Origin of the sequence: Rhizobium sp. NFR03 (genome assembly GCF_900111275.1) — a bacterium.
Lineage (GTDB): Bacteria > Pseudomonadota > Alphaproteobacteria > Rhizobiales > Rhizobiaceae > Ferranicluibacter.
Map to the genome: position 1 here is coordinate 495,211 of NZ_FOGR01000002.1, position 17,992 is coordinate 513,202.

The 17,992-nt window shown below is 63.7% G+C and carries 13 protein-coding genes; 8 read left to right on the forward strand and 5 right to left on the reverse strand.

The genetic code is table 11. The annotated features are described in order from the left end of the window. Positions 1-17: 17 nt before the first annotated feature. The gene (mntR, locus tag BSG19_RS07620; protein WP_244529135.1) at positions 18-485 is read right to left on the reverse strand and encodes a manganese-binding transcriptional regulator MntR; all 468 of its coding nucleotides are present in this window, start codon (positions 483-485) and stop codon (positions 18-20) included. Positions 486-718: 233 nt separating this feature from the next. Between mntR and BSG19_RS07625 the strand changes: the two genes are divergently transcribed. The 4 genes from BSG19_RS07625 (at position 719) to BSG19_RS07640 (ending at position 5,006) form a co-directional block, all read left to right on the forward strand. Then, positions 719-2,086 carry an Nramp family divalent metal transporter gene (locus BSG19_RS07625; RefSeq protein WP_092986450.1) on the forward strand — a complete coding sequence of 456 codons (1,368 nt, stop codon included), beginning with the start codon at positions 719-721 and terminating at the stop codon, positions 2,084-2,086. Positions 2,087-2,175: 89 nt separating this feature from the next. Next, positions 2,176-2,607 carry a DUF4174 domain-containing protein gene (locus BSG19_RS07630; RefSeq protein WP_170865891.1) on the forward strand — a complete coding sequence of 144 codons (432 nt, stop codon included), beginning with the start codon at positions 2,176-2,178 and terminating at the stop codon, positions 2,605-2,607. Positions 2,608-2,734: 127 nt separating this feature from the next. After that, positions 2,735-3,766, forward strand: coding sequence for a glycerophosphodiester phosphodiesterase family protein (locus BSG19_RS07635; protein WP_092986454.1), 1,032 nt, complete (start codon positions 2,735-2,737; stop codon positions 3,764-3,766). A gap of 175 nt (positions 3,767-3,941) precedes the next feature. Continuing rightward, positions 3,942-5,006 (forward strand): Tim44 domain-containing protein, encoded by a 1,065-nt coding sequence (locus tag BSG19_RS07640; RefSeq protein ID WP_092986456.1) that lies wholly within the window; start codon positions 3,942-3,944, stop codon positions 5,004-5,006. Positions 5,007-5,169: 163 nt separating this feature from the next. Here BSG19_RS07640 and BSG19_RS07645 read toward each other — a convergent pair whose 3' ends face one another. From BSG19_RS07645 to BSG19_RS07655, 3 genes are all read right to left on the reverse strand, one after another. Continuing rightward, on the reverse strand, positions 5,170-7,383 hold the full coding sequence (locus tag BSG19_RS07645; protein ID WP_092986458.1) for a 3-hydroxyacyl-CoA dehydrogenase NAD-binding domain-containing protein: 2,214 nt from the start codon (positions 7,381-7,383) through the stop codon (positions 5,170-5,172). A 12-nt stretch (positions 7,384-7,395) separates the two neighbouring features. After that, the gene (locus BSG19_RS07650; protein WP_092986460.1) at positions 7,396-8,604 is read right to left on the reverse strand and encodes an acetyl-CoA C-acetyltransferase; all 1,209 of its coding nucleotides are present in this window, start codon (positions 8,602-8,604) and stop codon (positions 7,396-7,398) included. Between the two features lie 74 nt (positions 8,605-8,678). Beyond that, on the reverse strand, positions 8,679-10,475 hold the full coding sequence (locus BSG19_RS07655; protein ID WP_092986462.1) for an acyl-CoA dehydrogenase C-terminal domain-containing protein: 1,797 nt from the start codon (positions 10,473-10,475) through the stop codon (positions 8,679-8,681). A gap of 345 nt (positions 10,476-10,820) precedes the next feature. Between BSG19_RS07655 and BSG19_RS07660 the strand changes: the two genes are divergently transcribed. The 4 genes from BSG19_RS07660 (at position 10,821) to BSG19_RS07675 (ending at position 16,990) form a co-directional block, all read left to right on the forward strand. Continuing rightward, a complete protein-coding gene (locus tag BSG19_RS07660; RefSeq protein WP_092987317.1) occupies positions 10,821-14,690 on the forward strand; it encodes a peptidoglycan-binding protein in 3,870 nt (1,289 codons plus the stop codon). Between the two features lie 194 nt (positions 14,691-14,884). Then, a complete protein-coding gene (locus BSG19_RS07665; RefSeq protein ID WP_092986464.1) occupies positions 14,885-15,811 on the forward strand; it encodes a sulfite exporter TauE/SafE family protein in 927 nt (308 codons plus the stop codon). After that, positions 15,808-16,611 carry a TIGR02186 family protein gene (locus BSG19_RS07670; protein WP_170865910.1) on the forward strand — a complete coding sequence of 268 codons (804 nt, stop codon included), beginning with the start codon at positions 15,808-15,810 and terminating at the stop codon, positions 16,609-16,611. The genes BSG19_RS07665 and BSG19_RS07670 overlap by 4 nt, the downstream gene beginning before the upstream one ends. A 142-nt stretch (positions 16,612-16,753) precedes the next feature. Continuing rightward, positions 16,754-16,990, forward strand: a complete 237-nt coding sequence (locus BSG19_RS07675; RefSeq protein ID WP_092931997.1) for an Lrp/AsnC ligand binding domain-containing protein — start codon at positions 16,754-16,756, stop codon at positions 16,988-16,990. Positions 16,991-17,188: 198 nt separating this feature from the next. Here BSG19_RS07675 and pdeM read toward each other — a convergent pair whose 3' ends face one another. Next, the gene (pdeM, locus tag BSG19_RS07680) at positions 17,189-17,917 is read right to left on the reverse strand and encodes a ligase-associated DNA damage response endonuclease PdeM (RefSeq protein ID WP_092986468.1); all 729 of its coding nucleotides are present in this window, start codon (positions 17,915-17,917) and stop codon (positions 17,189-17,191) included. Between the last annotated feature and the right edge of the window lie 75 nt (positions 17,918-17,992).

Consider the following 17,992-nt stretch of genomic DNA (forward strand, 5'->3'; position numbering starts at 1 on the left):
TGCGCAAACCACTGGCGTCAGGAGCGATCCGCGATCAGACGTCGGAAGGCGGCGAGTGTTTCGTCGCTGACATGATGCTCGATGCCTTCCGCGTCCACGCGGGCCGTTTCCGGGCTCACGCCGAGGCAGCGCAGGAATTGCTCCACGGTCTGGTGGCGCTCGCGGCTTTCGGCCGCCATCTTCTGCCCCGCCTCTGTCAGGAAGACGCCGCGATAGGGCTTGCGCGACACGAGGCCATCGGCGGCAAGCCGTGCCAGCATCTTGGCAACGGTCGGCTGCGCCACGCCGAGGCGGGCGGCGATATCAACCTGACGCGCCTCGTTACCATCATCGATCAGGTCGGCAATGAGTTCGACATAGTCCTCGACCAGAGCGCCGCGTCGCGCCTCCCGTGTCTGGCGAAAGCCCTCGGAGTGGATGTCGGCGTCCGGAAGGGGATCCGCGCGGGGAATGGTTCGACGCGCCACGTCTTCGTGATCCTTCAAGTTCGCATGCTCCAACGGGCATGTCATCGAGTTTCGCGTGTCTAGCATGCAAGCCGGATCGACGAATAGCTATCTCGGTTCTTCCCCCCTCACAATTCGCCCATTCCCATTCCCATTTCCGGCGCTGCAGTGCGGAAAAAAGCACGATCGATGAAATATAGCATATTGCATAATGTTTGTGCCTGCCCTAGCTTCCGGTCATGAACGCCTGTCCGCATCCGGAGACTGCCCCGATGGCCACCCCCGACATTCTCGTGAACCAGCGCGAATCCCGCTCGAGCTGGCGGTTCAACCATTCTGAAGAGGAGGGGCGCCAGAGCCTTGCCGACGTGCATTCCACCGTCGCGGTGCCCACTGGCGGCACGTGGTTCCGCCGGTTTCTCGCCTTCGTCGGGCCGGGCTACATGGTGTCGGTCGGCTACATGGATCCCGGCAACTGGGCAACGGATATCGCCGGTGGCGCCCAGTTCGGCTACACGCTGCTCACCGTCATTCTGCTCTCCAACCTCATGGCGATCCTGTTGCAGGCGCTCGCCGCGCGGCTTGGCATCGCTACCGGCCGGGATCTCGCGCAGGCCTGTCGCGATGCCTACCCGAAGCCCATCGGCTTCGTTCTCTGGATCGCCTGCGAACTCGCCATCATCGCCTGCGACCTTGCAGAGGTTATCGGCACGGCGATCGCTCTGAAGCTGCTGTTCGGCATTCCCCTGATCGCCGGCGCGCTGATCACCGCGCTCGACGCAATCCTGCTTCTCTATCTGATGCAGAAGGGCTTCCGTTTCCTCGAAGCCTTCGTCATGGCGCTCCTCGGCATCATCGCCCTCTGCTTCATCGTGCAGATTGCGGCAGCGGCCCCGCCGGTTGCCGCGGTGCTTCAGGGCTTTCTGCCCTCGACGGAGGTCGTCACCAACCCGGCCATGCTTTACATCGCCATCGGCATCATCGGCGCGACCGTCATGCCGCACAACCTCTACCTCCACTCGTCCATCGTCCAGACGCGGCAGTTCGAGCGCACCGAGCCGGGCAAGCGCGAGGCCATCAAGTGGGCAACGCTCGACAGCACGATCGCCCTCATGCTGGCGCTGTTTATCAATGCCGCCATTCTCATCGTCGCAGCCTCCGTCTTTCACGCCAATGGCCGCACCGAAGTTGCGGAAATCGAGCAGGCCTACGAGCTGCTGTCACCTCTGCTCGGCCTCGGTATTGCCTCGACGCTCTTTGCCGTGGCGCTTCTTGCGTCCGGCCTCAACTCCACCGTTACCGCGACGCTGGCCGGACAGATCGTCATGGAAGGCTTTCTGCGGCTGACGATTCCCAACTGGGCACGCCGCCTCATCACCCGCGGCATCGCGATCGTGCCCGTCGTCGTCATCACCTACATCTATGGCGAACGCGGCACGGCCGAACTTCTGGTGCTGAGCCAGGTCGTGCTCTCCATGCAGCTGCCCTTCGCCGTCATCCCGCTCGTCAGCTTCGTTACCAACCGGGAAAAGATGGGCACATTCGTCGTCTCGCGCTGGGTCGGCGCGCTGGCCTGGATCGTCGCCACGATCATCGTCGTCCTCAACGTCAAGCTGCTCTACGAAACGTTCATCGCGTGACCGCCGCGGTCTGACGGGGTAGCGGTCTGACGTGGATGTGAAGGAACGCCGTGCCGATGCGCGGCGTTCCTGTGCAAAGGAGATCTCCGATGATCCGCAGTCTCACGTCAGCAGCGCTTGCCGTTCTCGTTGCCAGCGCCGGTTCAGGTGCCCTGGCTGCCGGTTTTGATGCCTTCGGCTGGAAAAATCGCGTGCTGATCGTCTTTGCAAACCCTGGAGACCCGCAGGCCGTCGAGCAGCGACGTGTTCTTGGCGACGAGACGAAGGCCTTTGCAGAACGCGATATGCTGGTGCTGGAGGTTCTCGGCGACACGGTGAAGCCGATCTACGGCAAGACGGATACGCTTACGGCTCGGGAACTCCGCAAGGATGCCGGAGTCGAAGAGGGCGCGCGCTTCACCGCGGTCCTCATCGGCAAGGATGGGGGCATCAAGTTGCGGGCGAACAAGCCTGTGACACCCGACCAGCTTTTCGGCCTGATCGACAGCATGCCGATGCGTGCAAACGAGGCGTCTCGCTAGCCTTTCGTCAGAATGGAGCGGCGTCCACGTCCGTTACACTTCATGCTCCCGTCATCGCAGCATCACGGCACTGTCATGACCGCATTCTATGCCCAGCGGACCTCAAACCGTCCAAAGGGCTTGCACGATGCGCTGGACCGGTCTCCTCATCGCCGCAGTCGCCGGCTGTCTCGCCATCGCTCTCACCTTGCCCGCAATGGCGGTCGACAACACGCGAACCTCTCGCATCCTCGAGCGGTTGAAGAACGCCAATGCGTGGCGCAGCCATATCATGGTCGTTGCGCACAGAACGGGCTGGAAGGAAAACGGCCGCATGATCCGCGCGGAGAACTCGCTCGATGCGATCCGCAACGCCATCGCGCTCGGGGCAGAGATGATCGAACTGGATGTGCGAAAGTCGTCCGACGGCACGCTGATCCTCATGCACGACGATTTTCTCGACCGCACCACGACCTGCCGCGGTGAAACACGCGCGACCTCGCTTGCCACACTCAAGACCTGCCGTCTTGTGGTCGAAGCTGACGGACACGCAACCGATGAGACGGTGCCGACGCTCGAACAAGCTCTACTGGAGACGCGCGGCCGCATTCTCGTCAACATCGACAACAAGTTGACGCCAGACATTCTGCCGGAGGTTGCCACGCTTGCCCGTCGCCTCGGGATGGCGGAGCAGATTCTCGTCAAGGAAAACCTGTGGAATGACAGGCGCATCGCCGATGCCCAAGCGCTGATGGCCGCTATCGGTCCCGACATCACGTTCCTGCCCATCCTGGCGGACGATGCCGTTCACGATCCGGATTTCATGGCGAAGGCGACGTCGAGCTTCCGTGCGCCAGCCGCAGAACTCGTCCACTGGCACGCCGACGATGCACCGCAGACGACCGATGGCGGCGCGCTGTTTTCGGCAAAGGCCCGCGCCGCTGCAATCCAGGGCAACTGGCACCAGTGGGTCAACACCTACACCATCGTCAACCGCGCGCCGGGCATGCAGTCGGGCGGTCGCGGCGACGAGCGCGCCGTGATCGACGGCAAGCCGCTTGAGAGCTGGGGTTTCTGGATCGACCGCGGCGCGACGATCATCCAGACCGACGAGCCCAAAGCCCTGATTGCGTGGCTGGAAAAGAGCGGCTACCGGGTTCCCTACGACCTGACCAACTGAAGACGCTCCGGGAGCGCTCGGCGCGATGCGGAGAGCGAAATGACGCCGCATGTTCCGTCACGGCCGATGCCGTTTTCGTGAACGACGCGCAAAACCCTTTTAACGCACGTCATCCATGCCCATATAGTTTGCACAAGGGTCTAACGATCCGGTTGAACGACAATGGGGACGAGGCATGTCAGGATTGAAGAAATTTGCAGTATTGTCGGCGGTCGCGATGACGCTTGTCATCACGGCGACGGATTTCGCGGAGGCTCGCCGTGCAGGCGGTGGCTTCGGTAGCCGCGGCACGCGCACCTTCTCCGCACCGCCCGTCACGCGTACGGCTCCGAACACGACGGCGCCGATCGATCGCACCATGACACCGCAGTCGACACGTCCGAACGCTGCACAGAACCAGCCGGGTGCTGCCCAGACCGCGCCGGCGCGTCGTCCCGGCGGCTTTTTCGGCGGGTTCGGCGGCTCGTTGCTGGGCGGCCTCGCGCTCGGCGGTCTGCTCGGCATGATGATGGGCAACGGTTTTGGCGGCGCTGCCGGCTTCCTCGGCATGCTGCTTCAACTCGCCTTGATCGCCGGTGCTGCGATGCTGCTGATGCGCTTCCTGCGCAATCGCCAGCAACCCGCGACCGGTCGCGCCGGCGCTGGCGGGGCTACGGCTGGCAACCCGTATAATGGCTACGCCCGCGAGGCGGCAAACGAACCAGCCCGTGGCCCGGCGGGCAATGCGCAGCCGGGAAATGCGCAAGGTTCGCGTGGTCCGGGCTTTACGATCCCGCGCATCGGTGGCGGTGCTGTACAGCAGGCCCAGCCTGTACGCTCGGCAGCCGTTTCCGACGAACTCGGCATCGGTCAGGCCGATCTGGAGCGCTTCGAGACCATGTTGAAGGACGTGCAGACAGCTTATGGTGCCGAAGACTACGGTGCCTTGCGCCGCCTGACGACACCGGAAGCCATGTCCTGGCTCGCAGAAGAGTTGAGCGAGAACGCGACCAAGGGCGTCCGCAACGAAGTCCGCGACGTCAAGCTCCTTCAGGGCGATCTGGCTGAATCCTGGCGCGAGGAAGCCGGCGAATTCGCAACCGTTGCCATGCGCTACGAGAGCATCGACGTGACCCGCGACCGCGACACGGGCAAGGTCGTCGAAGGCGATCCTGATCGTCCGACGGAAACGACCGAAGTCTGGACGTTCTTCCGCCGCCCGAGCACGCAGTGGCAGGTCTCCGCTATCCAGGCAGCCTGATTGCGCTGACGCGGCTGGACTCTTGAAAAAGACGTTGTGAAAGAAAAGGCCGGTGCAATCGCACCGGCCTTTTTCGTGTCGACATCCTCCGGGCTGCGTTCATCACAACAAGCCCGCTGGAGACCACCTGCGTCATTCATGACGCAGGTTTTTTCTCATCATGTCAGGCTGCGGCGGCGACCTTTGCATAGGGGTCGAAGCGGCCGTAGAAGGTTTCGCCCTTGGCAGCCATGTCCTTCAGCAGCGGTGTCGGCGCGAAGTGATCGCCATAGGTCGCGGCCAGCTTCTCGCAGAGCGCGACGAACGCCTTGGCGCCCATGCCGTCGATGTAGGACAGCGTACCCCCGGTATAGGGCGCAAAGCCGAAGCCGAGGATGGAGCCGACATCGGCTTCGCGCGGATCGGTGACGATGCCTTCCTCCACGGTGCGCGCGGCTTCCAGCGCAATGGTGACGAGGAAGCGATCCTTGATCGTCTGGACGTCGAGTTCGTCCGCCGGCTTCTGCGGGTAGAGCTCCTTCAAACCTGCCCAGATGTGCTTCTTCGCCGGCTTTTCCGGATAGTCGTAGAAACCCTTGCCATTCTTCCGTCCGCGCCGGCCAAGATCGTCGACGAGCTTGTTGACGAGCTCTAGATGGGCTGGATCCACGGCCTGCTCGCCGAGATCGGCAACGGTCGCCTTCAGGATCTTCTGCGACAGGTCGATAGCGACCTCGTCGTTGAGCGAGAGGGGACCGACCGGCATGCCGGCCATCTTTGCCACGTTCTCGATCATCACCGCCGGCACGCCTTCGATCAGCATGTCGTAGGCTTCGTGGATGTAGCGGAAGACGCAACGATTGACGTAAAAGCCGCGTGTATCGTTGACGACGATCGGGGTCTTCTTGATCGCCGCGACATAGTCGAGCGCCCGGGCAAGGGCTGCGTCGCCGGTTTCCTTGCCGAGAATAACCTCGGTCAGCATCATCTTCTCGACCGGCGAGAAGAAGTGGACGCCGATGAACTGGGCGGGACGCTTGGAGTTTTCGGCAAGCCCGGTGATCGGCAGCGTCGATGTGTTCGAAGCAAAGATCGCGTCGGCCGACAGCACCGCTTCGACGGCTTCGATCACATCCTTCTTGACCGTGCGGTCCTCGAATACGGCCTCGACCACGAAGTCGGCGGTCTTGAGGTCGGCATAATCGGCAGAGGGGGTGATCAGTGCGAGAAGCTGTTCGCCCTTCTCCTGCGTCATCCGGCCCTTGGCCACGCTGTCCTTCACGAGACCTTCGGAATGCGTCTTGCCCTTGGTGGCCGCCTCGATGTCGCGGTCGATGAGGGTGACGGGAATGCCGGCGGCGGCCGTGACATAGGCGATGGAAGCGCCCATGAAGCCTGCGCCGACGACGCCGACATGTTTGAAGTCCGACTTGGGAACACCCGCCGGGCGGCGTGCGCCCTTGCCGAGTTCCTGCATGGAGACAAACAGCGAGCGGATCATCGAGAAGGCCTCGGTGGTCTGCAGGATCTGCGTGAAATAACGCTGCTCGATCTTCAGCGCCGTGTCGAAAGGAACCTGAAGGCCTTCATAGACGCACTTCACGATGGCCAGCGCGCCGGGATAGTTGCCATAGGTCTCGCGGCGCAGGATGCCGGAGGCAGCAGGCCAGAGCTGGGCACCGGCCGCGCTCCACATGGAGCCGCCGGGCGCTTTGAAGCCCTTTTCGTCCCAAGGCTGAACAGGCTTCAGGCCGTTCCTGATCATGGCCTTGGCGGCGTCGATCAGCGCCTCGGGGGCGGCAAGCTCGTGCACCAGGCCCAGTGCCTTGGCGCGCTGCGGGGTGAGCGTCTGTCCGGTCGTCATCATCTGCAGCGCATCCTGCGCGTTGGTAAGACGCGGTACGCGCTGCGTTCCACCGGCGCCGGGGAAGATCCCGACCTTGACTTCCGGCAGGGCGATCTTGACGGCCTTGGAGTTGGAAGCCACACGGCCGTGGCAGGCGAGCGACAGCTCGAAGGCCCCGCCCATGCAGGTGCCGTTGATGGCGGAAACCCACGGCTTGCCGGAGGTTTCGATCTTGCGGAACAGCCCCGTCATCTCGCCGCAAAGCTCGAACAGCTTCTGCGCCGCTGTCTCGGGGTTCTTCTTTTTCTCTTCCGCCTGGAAGGTGAACATGCCCTTGATCATCGAGAGGTCGGCGCCGCCCGAGAAGGTTGCCTTGCCAGACGTGAAGACGACGCCTTTCACGGCCTCGTCATTGACGACCGCGTCGTTGACCGCGGCGAGTTCCCGCAGCACCTCGGCCGTGAACACGTTCATCGACTTGTCCGGCATGTCCCAGGTGACGAGAGCAATGCCGTCGGCATCCGTTTCGATGGTGAAATGGGTGTAAGTCATGGTTCTCTCCCCTCAGACGCGTTCGATGATCGTAGCGGTGCCCATGCCCGCGCCGATGCAAAGCGTGACGAGGGCGGTGTTGAGGTCGCGGCGCTCCAACTCGTCGAGCACCGTGCCGAGGATCATCGCGCCGGTGGCGCCGAGCGGATGGCCGAGCGCGATGGCGCCGCCATTGACGTTCATAATGTCGTGCGAGATGTCGAAAGCCTGAAGGTAGCGCAAGACCACGGCGGCAAAAGCCTCGTTCAGCTCGAACAGGTCGATATCACCGATCGTCATGCCGGCGCGCTTCAGAAGCTTTTCCGTCACGTCCACAGGACCGGTCAGCATCAGTGCCGGGTCGGAGCCGATGTTCGCGAAGGCCTTGATGCGGGCGCGGGGCTTGGCGCCGAGGCTCTCGCCGCCGGCCTTGGAGCCGAGCAGCACGAGGCCGGCACCATCCACGATGCCGGACGAGTTGCCGGCATGGTGGACGTAGTTGATCTTCTCGATTTCCGGATGCGCCTGGATGCCGACAGCCTCGAAGCCGCCCATTTCGCCCGGCATCTGGAAGGAGGGGTTGAGCCCGGCCAGGTTCTGCATCGTCGTCGTTGGACGCATATGCTCGTCCTTGGCGAGGATGACGATGCCGTTCTGGTCCTTCACTGGAACGACCGACCGGTCGAAATAACCCTTTTCCCAGGAGGTGCCGGCGCGGCGCTGGCTTTCGACGGCATAGCTGTCGACGTCTTCACGCGAGAAGCCATATTTCGTGGCGATCAGATCCGCCGATACGCCCTGCGGCATGAAGTAGCCGGGGAAGCTGACGGAGGGGTCCATGTACCAGGCACCGCCCGACATGCCCATGCCGACGCGCGACATGCTCTCGACGCCGCCGGCGATGACGATGTCGTCGGCGCCCTGCGCGATCTTGCCGGCCGCCAGATTGATGGCATCGAGCCCGGATGCGCAGAAACGGGAGATCTGGATCCCCGGTGCGCGGGTGGAATAGCCCGCTTCGAAAGCCGCGGCCTTCGGGATGACGGCGCCGGCTTCGAACACCGGATCGACGCAACCCATGATGATGTCGTCGACGGTATTTGTGTCGATCCCGTTGCGCTCGCGCAGCGCTTCCAGCATGCGTGCGGCCAGGCGAGGTGTGGGCACCTCATGGAGGGCGCCGTCCTTCTTGCCGCGACCGCGCGGGCTGCGCACATGGTCGTAAATGAATACGTCAGTCATTATCCCGTTCTCCCAATCGGCACAAAGCCGTCTGTCTATCCGTGGAGGCGATCGATTTCAGGGGTGGCCGCGTATCAGAACGCGGCGGCGTCGAGTGCCATCAGCGTATCCGATCCCGCCTCGATGCGCGAGCGGCGCAGGGTCGTCTCAGGCAGGATGCGGTTCATGTAGAAGGTCGCCGTCACCAGCTTGTTCTTCAGGAAGTCTTCGCGGTCGCCAGCGCCCGAGGCGAGCAGCCCCTGTGCGGTCTTGGCCATCTTGGCCCACATGTAGCCCAGCACGACAAGGCCGCTGAGGTGCATGTAATCCGTCGAGCCGGCACCGGCATTGTCGGGCTTCGCCATGGCGTTCGACATGAACCACATGGAGGCCGACTGCAGGTCGTTCAGGCTCTTCTTGAGCGCCTTGGTATAGGCCGTCATCTGCTCGTCGCCACGGTTCTCGTCGCAGAAGTCGCCGATTTCCTTGAACAGAGCCATAACGGCGCGACCACCATTGAGCCCCAGCTTGCGGCCGACGAGGTCGAGCGCCTGAATACCGTTCGCGCCTTCGTAGATCATGGCAATACGCGCATCGCGCACATACTGGCTCATGCCATGCTCCTCGATGTAACCGTGCCCACCGAAGACCTGCTGTGCCATGACGGCATGGTCGAAGCCGCGGTCGGTCAGCACACCCTTGAGGATCGGCGTCACCAGTCCGAGCAGGTCGTCCGCCGTCTGGCGTTCGGCCTCGTCCTGCGAGCGATGTGCGACATCCGACTTCAGCGCTGTCCACAGCGTGAAGGCGCGGCTGGCCTCGTTGAAGGCGCGGATGGTCATCAGCACGCGGCGGATGTCGGGGTGGACGATCAGCGGATCGGCCTTCTTGTCCGGTGCCTTGATGCCTGACAGCGAACGGCCCTGAAGGCGCTCGCGGGCATAGTCGACAGCGTTCTGATAGGCGATTTCCGAGACGGAGAGACCCTGAAGGCCGACGCCGAGACGGGCCTCGTTCATCATGACGAACATTGCGTTCAGGCCGCGATTGGCCGTGCCGATCAGATAGCCCGTCGCGTCGTCATAGTTCATGACGCAGGTCGAGTTGCCATGAATACCCATCTTGTGCTCGATGGCGCCGCAGGTCGCGCCGTTGCGCGTGCCGGGCGTACCGTCTGCTCCCACGATGAACTTCGGAACGATGAAGAGCGAGATGCCCTTCGTCCCCTCCGGCGCGCCTTCGATGCGGGCGAGAACGAGATGGATGATATTGTCGGCCATGTCGTGTTCGCCGGCGGAAATGAAGATCTTCTGCCCGGAGATCTTGTAGCTGCCGTCCGGCTGCGGCACGGCCTTGGAACGCAGAAGCCCGAGATCGGTGCCACAGTGCGGCTCCGTCAGGTTCATCGTTCCCGTCCATTCGCCGGCGATCATCTTCGGCAGGTAGGTCGCGCGCTGCTCGTCCGTGCCATGCTCGATGATGGCGGCGATCGCGCCCTGCGTCAGGCCTGGATACATGGTCAGCGACATATTGGCGGACGACATGTACTCGCCGATCGCCGTATGCAGGGTGTAGGGCAGGCCCTGGCCGCCAAACTCTTCCGGTGCGGCAAGACCGAGCCAGCCGCTCTCGCGGTACAGATCATACGCTTCCTTGAACCCCTTGGGCGTCGTGACCGAGCCGTCCGGGTGGCGCACGCAGCCTTCCTGATCGCCGGAGAGGTTCAGCGGGAAAAGCACTTCTTCGGCAAGCTTCGCGGCTTCCCCGACGATGGCGTCCAGCATGTCGGGTGTGATGTCCGAGAAACCGGGAATATTGTTGTATCGCTCGATGCCGAGCACGTCGTTCAGAATGAAAAGCGTATCCTCGACCGGAGCCTTATAGATGGGCATCGTTTGTCTTCCTCCCTTGGCCTAGCTTCGTAAGGCCGTTCATGAGGGCACTCTATTAAAAACTGACGTGCGCGTAAACGTCAAAAGTCGCGACTGCGGCATTTTGCCTGAACATTCCGACGCAGAAAATACCCCCCGCTGGCGGGACGAGGCGGGCATTTCCGAAGGTGGAATCCAAAATCCTCGAGCAGGTTAACGGCTTGTTTACCACGTTCCGGGAAAGTGGCGCGAGAGGTCAATGCTGCTTGTTCCGTTCCGAGTCGTCCGCAGCCTTGTCCACCGGCACAAGGGGCCTGATCCTTGAGCCGTGTTCGGGGAATGCCAGGCGAAGAGGCGAAAGCAAACATGAACGGATCGCGATCAAATCCTCCCCGGATGGGCATGCCGGCCGACGAGCGTCCTGACGTTCGCCACGGCGAGCGCTCCTCGCTGGAAGCTCTCAACCGTACCATCGAGGGACTGGAGGCCCGTATCGAAGGCCTGATCGCCCCCGCCAAGCGCGAAGCCCGTCCGCCGGAAGCAACCGCTGTACAGCCTCGGGCCGATGCCCGTCCTGTCGCTGCCGAACGTCCCGTTTCCCGTGCCGACGCCATTTCCGAAATCCTGCAGCGCCAGCGCGCGCTGAGCGCCACCCGTCTGGAAAAGGCGACCGAGCGCCATCAGATCCAGACGCGTGCGCCCTCGACGCCAGCAACGGTCCCGGCCCCTGCCAACCGCTCGCCCGAGCGCTACGTCATGCCCGCCTATGACGAGCGCCAGCCGCGGCGCTCTCTGGATTACGACCGTGCTTCACGGGTCGCCGCCGAGCCGGTACGCTCCATTCCGCGTCCCGTTCCGCAGGCAGCACCTGCTGCCATGTCGGATGCAGCTGTCCGCGACATCGCCAATGCGCTGGTCGGCCTCCGCCAAGACCTGAAGCGCGATATCGAGCAGGGCCTCTCCCGCGAAATGTCGTCGCTGCGCAGCGAGATGCATGGTATCGCCGCTGCCGCCACGCAGGGTGATGCGCTTGCGCAGGACATCCGTCAGGACCTGCAACGCCTGTCGCTGTCGCTGGCCGATCTAGGCCGCCAGCCGACGACCTCCGAAAGCGATGCCCTGCGGGCCGATCTCGAAGAGATGCGCGCCATGATCGACGGTCTCGCCCGCGAGGACAGCGTGCGCCGCATCGAGAGCCGCTGGACCGGCGTCGAGGATCGGCTGAACGTGTTCGATGCCGCGCGTGATGACGAGCTCGTTGCGCTGGCCTACCGGCTCGACGAGATCAAGTCGCAGCTCGGCACCATGAACAATGGCCCGGCGCTCTACGCGCTGGAGGACAAGCTCGTGGCCGTCGCCCAGGCCATCGACCTCATCGGTCGGCACATGCAGCCCGACGACCGGCGCTTCCAGGAGCAGTTCGCCGATCTCGACGCGCGTCTGGACGAAATCAGCCGTGCCATCGTCGCGAGCGGGCGCACCGCATCGACCTCCGACAGCCCGGGCGTCACCCGTGTCGAAAGCCGGCTCGTAGACCTCTCGCGCCAGATCGACGATCTCGCCTATCCCGCCGACAATGGCCTTGCTGCCCGTATCGAAGCGCTCTCCGCTCGTGTCGAGGATCTGGTCAATGCGGAAGCGGCTGCCCGCCTCGAAGAGCGGCTGGACCATCTCTCCGCCATGATGGAGCGCGCTGAACGCGCCTCCGCACAGCCGGACCTGAGCGGTCACCTCGCCGAAATTTCCGCCAAGATCGACGCGCTCGATACCGGCGATGTCAGCGATACGCTCGCCCGCCGCTTCGACGATCTCGCCCGTCGCATCGATGGCCTCGATAGCCCGGTACCGATGGTCGACGATCGCTTCCTGCGGCTGGAAGACCAGCTGTCGGGCATCGCCCAGCGTCTCGACGAGACGCATGCCGCTCCCTATGACGATGGCCAGGTGCTGCGCAGCCTGCAGGATCAGATCGCCAATCTTTCCTTTCTCATCAGCGAGCCGCGCGAGGCCGCACCCAGCGTGCCCGCCGACGTGGAGGGCCGTATGAATGCGCTGGAGGATTACCTTGCCTCCAGCGACGAATACATCATCGAGGCTGCCCGTCAGGCTGCCGAAGCCGTGATGGAAGCCTATACGCGCAACGGCATGACGCAGTCGGCATCCCCGGCCGTTGCGGATATCGCCGCCATCTCGGCGCTTGCCGACGATCTGAAGACGCTGGAGGACCTGAGCCGGTCGAGCGACGAGCGAACCGCCCGTACCTTCGAGGCGCTGCACGAGACGCTCGTGCACATTGCCGACAAGCTGGAGCGCATCGAGGAGCGTGCCACCGCGCCCATGCTGCGCGATGAACCGGCTCCCGCCTTCGGACGTCGTGACACGGCGGCACCGATGCCGCGTGCCGAAACGCCCGCCTTTCTGGAGCGTGAAGACGTCGGCAACAGCTATGACGACCTGACGCGCAACATGCGCGCCACCGTCGCGATGCCGGCCGATCTGACGGCCCGTTCGCTCATGGAGCGGGATGAGCGGGTGTCCGAGGATGCCGACCTGGACGCGCACCGTTTCGACGATGCGGACATCCGTGAGCCCGCAGCAGCAGCCCATGTCGATACACCCGCCGCCCGCACCGGCCTTTTCTCCGGCCTCGCCAGCCGCTTTTCGCCAAAGCGCGGCAAGCCGGCGGCTCCCGTCGAGCGCCAGTTCGTCGAGCCGACGCCTTCCATCGATGCGCTCGAAACCATCAATCCCGATGCTGCCAATCAGCTGCTGGAGCCGGGCTCCGGTACGCCGGATGTCAAGAAGATCCTGGAGCGCGTGCGCGCCGGGCAGGCGGCGCGGCCCACTGTTTCCGGAGACGGCGACAAGTCGGATTTCATCGCCGCGGCGCGCCGTGCGGCCCAGCAGGCAGCCCAGGAAGTGGACACCGGCAACCGTTCGGCCTCGCGTCCCGGTGCAGCCCCGGGCGCGCTTGCCCGTCATCGCCGTCCGATCCTCATGGCCGTCGGCGCGGTGCTGCTTGCCATCCTCTCCTATCCGCTCGTCAGCACGCTGATGAAGCACGAGCAGGCAACTGCGCCGGTCACGTCCATCGAGACGCCAGCCACGATGGAAACGGCGCCGGCCGATGTCGCACCGGAAACGTCCTCCGGGTCGGCGCCGACGCTCGCAGCGCCCTCGGGGGAACCTGCGCCGCAGGCGGCGGACGATGGTGTCGCGCCGCTGAGTTCGCTCCAGCCGCAAAGCGACGCAGCCGCCGGCGAAAGCGCTGCGGCATCGCAAGCCGAGACACAGGTGACGACACCGGCCGCCGAAAATGCTCCGGCTGAAGCCCCCGTTGCCCAGGCTTCTGCTCCAGAAGCACCTGCGGCTGCAGCTCCCGTGAACGTGCCCGCCGAAATCGTGCCAGCGGCCCTTGCCGATGCAGCCCGTGCCGGCGATCCCAAGGCCTACTTCGAAATCGGCGCCGTTTACACCGAGGGTCGCGGCGTGAAGGCCGACTTCGCCAAAGCCGCCGAATGGTACCAGCGCGCGGCGGATGCCGGCGTGGTTCCCGCGCAATACCGCCTCGGCAGCCTCTACGAAAAGGGCACCGGCGTTCCCCGTGATCCCGCCAGAGCCCGCGCGCTCTATCAGCAGGCTGCCGAAAGCGGCAATGCCAATGCCATGCACAACCTTGCGGTCATGCTGGCAAGCGGCAACGGCGCCAATCCCGACTTTACGCTCGCCAGCATGTGGTTTGCGAAGGCCGCCGATCTCGGTCTGCGCGACAGCCAGTTCAACCTCGCCATCCTCTATGCCCGCGGCAACGGCGTCGCGAAGGATCTCCTGGAATCCTACAAGTGGTTCTCGGTTGCGGCAGCCGATGGCGATACGGATGCGGCGCAGAAGCGCGATCAGGTCGAAAAGGAACTGTCTGCCGAGCAGCTGACGGCGGCAAAGACCAAGGTTGCCGCCTGGAAGCCGGCGACGCTCGACCCGAAGGGCAACGACACGACCATCCCGGACACCTGGGTCGGCAAGGGCACCAAGACGTCCTCCGTCGATATGAAGAAGGCCGTGCGCAACATCCAGGCCATTCTCAACAATAATGGCTTCGATGCCGGCACGCCGGACGGCGAACTCGGCGCCAAGACGGTGAACGCCATCAAGGCCTTCCAGACCTCGATCGGCCAGGAGCCGAACGGTCGCATCACCGACGCGCTCGTCAAGGAACTGCTGAAGCGCAACGGTTGATGACATCGTGACGCAATCGGACGCGCATGTCGCCGCGTCCGGGACGAGGGTCCAGAAAACCGGATGTCGTTTAGACATTATGCAGCAGCCGGGTGCATACTGAGGCAAAGGGCGCGCTATCCGAAAGGATCACGCTGCCTCATTTCGGCGCGTCCGTCAGGTGCGCTGTTCTGTTCGACGCTTGAGGTCCGGCCGTGACGATCTACCTGCCCATTGCGGAACTGTCGGTGAACGTGCTGATCATCCTCGGCATGGGGGCCGCCGTCGGCTTTCTCTCCGGCATGTTCGGTGTCGGTGGCGGGTTCCTCATCACGCCGCTTCTGATCTTCTACAATATTCCGCCGGTCGTCGCCGTTGCCACCGGCGCAAACCAGGTCGTCGCCTCCTCCATCTCCGGCGCCATCACCCACTTCCGCCGGGGCACCATCGATATCAAGCTCGGCACGGTGCTGCTGCTCGGGGGTCTTGCAGGGGCGACGCTCGGTATCTGGATCTTTGCCGCCCTGCGCCGTATCGGTCAGCTCGATCTGGTGATCTCCCTTGCCTATGTGCTGCTGCTTGGCTCCGTCGGCTCGCTGATGCTGGCCGAGAGCATCAATGCGCTGCGGCGCGCCAAGCGCAACGAGGCCATGCCGCTGCGCCGTCCCGGCCATCACGGCTGGATCCACCGGCTGCCGCTGAAGGTGCGGTTCAAGAAGTCGAAAATCTATCTCAGCGTCATTCCGGTCGCAGGGCTTGGCTTCTGCATCGGCATTCTCACCTCCGTCATGGGGGTCGGCGGCGGGTTCATCATGGTGCCCGCCATGATCTATCTCCTGCGCATCCCGACCAATGTCGTCGTAGGCACGTCGCTGTTCCAGATCATCTTCGTCTCTGCCTACACCGTCATCGTCCAGGCGACGGCCAACTACACGGTCGATATCGTGCTCGCCTTCGTGCTGATGATCGCCGGCGTCATCGGGGCGCAATATGGCGTGCGCGTCGGGCAGAAGCTGCGCGGCGAGCAATTGCGGGCGCTGCTGGCCCTTCTGGTGCTCGCGGTCGGCATCCGGCTTGCAGTCGAACTCGTGCTGCCGCCCGCGGACATTTATTCGGTTATCTCGTCGGGGTCCGGCTTCTGATGCCCCGTCTTGTACCCAGCCTTTTCGCAATCGTCCTCACGGCTCTGGCTCTCTCGTCCCCGGCGATCGCACAGACAGGCAGCGAGGAGTTCACCGAAAAGCTGGATATCGGCATTTCAACCGACGAGATCGCTATCACCTCGGACTTCCGCGGCGCCGACCTCACGATCTTCGGCGCGATCGACGGTTTTGCGCCGGATCTTCTGGCGCAGGGCAAATACAACATCGTGGTCTCGCTGGAAGGCCCGAAGGAAAGTGCGACCGTACGCAAGAAGCGCCGCGTCTTCGGCATCTGGGTCAACACGCAGTCGATGACCTTCGAACTCGTGCCGGAATCCTACTCGCTCTCGAGCACCCGGGACATCGACGACATCGCGCCGCCCAACGAGATGAACAATATGGGCATCGGCGTCGCACATATGACGCTAAGCCCGATCGGCTATATCGGAGACGGCAGCAGCGTCACCGAGTTTCGCAGCGCCTTCCGGCGTCTTCGTGAATCAAGCGGCGTCTATCAGCGCGATCCCGGCGGGGTGCAGTTCATCTCCGCCAGCCTGTTCAAGGCCTCCGTGCGCCTGCCGGCTGATGTGCCCAACGGCGTCCATGTGGTGCGCGCCTACCTCTTCCGCGACGGCGTGTTCGTCGCTGCCAAGGCCTTGCCGCTCCGGGTGATCAAGACGGGCCTCGAAGCCGCCATCACGGAAGCCGCCCACAAGCACCCCTTCTTCTACGGCCTCTTCGCCGTCCTCCTTGCCGTCGTCACCGGCTGGGCCGCCAGCGTCGCCTTCCGACGCGATTAAGAAATAACCGTCGCCTTCCGACGCGATTGAGGAAATAGCCGTCGCGTCCCGACGTGACGCGTCACGACCTTCGGCACGGACCGGTTCCACAGACAGCGATTCTGCCCTATGTCGTCGGGAAACATCTCAAGGACCAACTGTCATGAAGCCGATCTTCGTCCAGCTCCAATGCGCCCCCGGCAAGACCTACGAGGTCGCCGACGCGATCTATCGCAAGGAAATCGTCTCGGAAATGTACTCCACCTCAGGCGATTACGACCTGATCATCAAGGTCTATATCGAAGAAGGCCAGGACATCGGCAAGTTCATCAACGACCACATCGCCACTGTCCCGGGCATCACCCGCTCGCTGACGACGCTGACGTTCAACGCGTTTTAAACAGGACCCGGAGCAGCCCCTCATCTGCCTGCCGGCATCTTCTCCCCGTTTTGACGGGGAGAAGAGACGCGTGGCACCGTTCAATCTGATGTTTGTTGGTGGCGCAAAAGGTGCAACGTGTCCCTTCTCCCCGCACGCGGGGAGAAGGTGGCGGCAGCCGGATGAGGGGCTGCTACACCCGCTGCGCACAAACCCAACTCACCCCCGCAAATTCGCAAACCGTACCGAATAGATCCGGTCCCGGCCGAGCATGTGGGCGGTGAGTCTCGTCTGGTCGAACAGACGGCAGATGTTGGGATGGGCGAGGTCCATGCCGCCGGTGGTGACGCCGAAGGCGGGCATGACGAGGCGGGCGCCGTCGGTCGCAAAGCAGGCGCGACGGACCGATTTTTCGCGGCGACGGACGATGGCGGCGGGGTGAAGATGGCCGGCGATTTCGCCGGGAACGGCTTCGAGGCTCGGTTCATGCCGGAAGATGAGGCCATTCAGCCGCAATTCGTCGAGAGACGTGCCGGGCAGGGTTGCTGCGCCATCCGGGTCGTGATTCCCGTTGATCCAGATCCATTCACGGCCCCGCGCCATATCGACGATCATCTGGCGGAACATCTCGGGCATGAGGGCGGATCCCACGCGATCGTGGAAATTGTCGCCGAGGCTGATGACGGTCTTCGGGTTGTGACGGGCGATGATGGCCTGAAGGATCTTCAGCGTCGACAGCGTGTCGTAGGGCGGCAGCATCATGCCGCGCCGGGCGAAGGCGGAGCCCTTTTCAAGATGCAGGTCGGAGACGACGAGCACGTCGTGGTCCGGCAGATGCAGACCGCCCAGCGGATCGCAGACGGCTGCCACGCCGTTGATCGCGATGCGCTCGGAGAGGGCTGGATAGGCATCGGCCGCGGTGCGGCTGGCATGGTAGAGGCGGTGCATCAGGGCGTCATTCCTGCCGGTCAGTGCACCGGCGTGTCAGTGTCTTCCGAAAGCTCCGGCATGTCAGACCTTTGC

Bases quoted from the DNA above. Each gene is read 5' to 3' on its own strand.
- BSG19_RS07625 (WP_092986450.1), top strand. From the start codon at position 719: ATGGCCACCCCCGACATTCTCGTGAACCAGCGCGAATCCCGCTCGAGC.
- BSG19_RS07630 (WP_170865891.1), top strand. From the start codon at position 2,176: ATGATCCGCAGTCTCACGTCAGCAGCGCTTGCCGTTCTCGTTGCCAGC.
- BSG19_RS07635 (WP_092986454.1), top strand. From the start codon at position 2,735: ATGCGCTGGACCGGTCTCCTCATCGCCGCAGTCGCCGGCTGTCTCGCC.
- BSG19_RS07640 (WP_092986456.1), top strand. From the start codon at position 3,942: ATGTCAGGATTGAAGAAATTTGCAGTATTGTCGGCGGTCGCGATGACG.
- BSG19_RS07645 (WP_092986458.1), bottom strand. From the start codon at position 7,383: ATGACTTACACCCATTTCACCATCGAAACGGATGCCGACGGCATTGCT.
- BSG19_RS07650 (WP_092986460.1), bottom strand. From the start codon at position 8,604: ATGACTGACGTATTCATTTACGACCATGTGCGCAGCCCGCGCGGTCGC.
- BSG19_RS07655 (WP_092986462.1), bottom strand. From the start codon at position 10,475: ATGCCCATCTATAAGGCTCCGGTCGAGGATACGCTTTTCATTCTGAAC.
- BSG19_RS07660 (WP_092987317.1), top strand. From the start codon at position 10,821: ATGAACGGATCGCGATCAAATCCTCCCCGGATGGGCATGCCGGCCGAC.
- BSG19_RS07675 (WP_092931997.1), top strand. From the start codon at position 16,754: ATGAAGCCGATCTTCGTCCAGCTCCAATGCGCCCCCGGCAAGACCTAC.
- pdeM (WP_092986468.1), bottom strand. From the start codon at position 17,917: ATGCACCGCCTCTACCATGCCAGCCGCACCGCGGCCGATGCCTATCCA.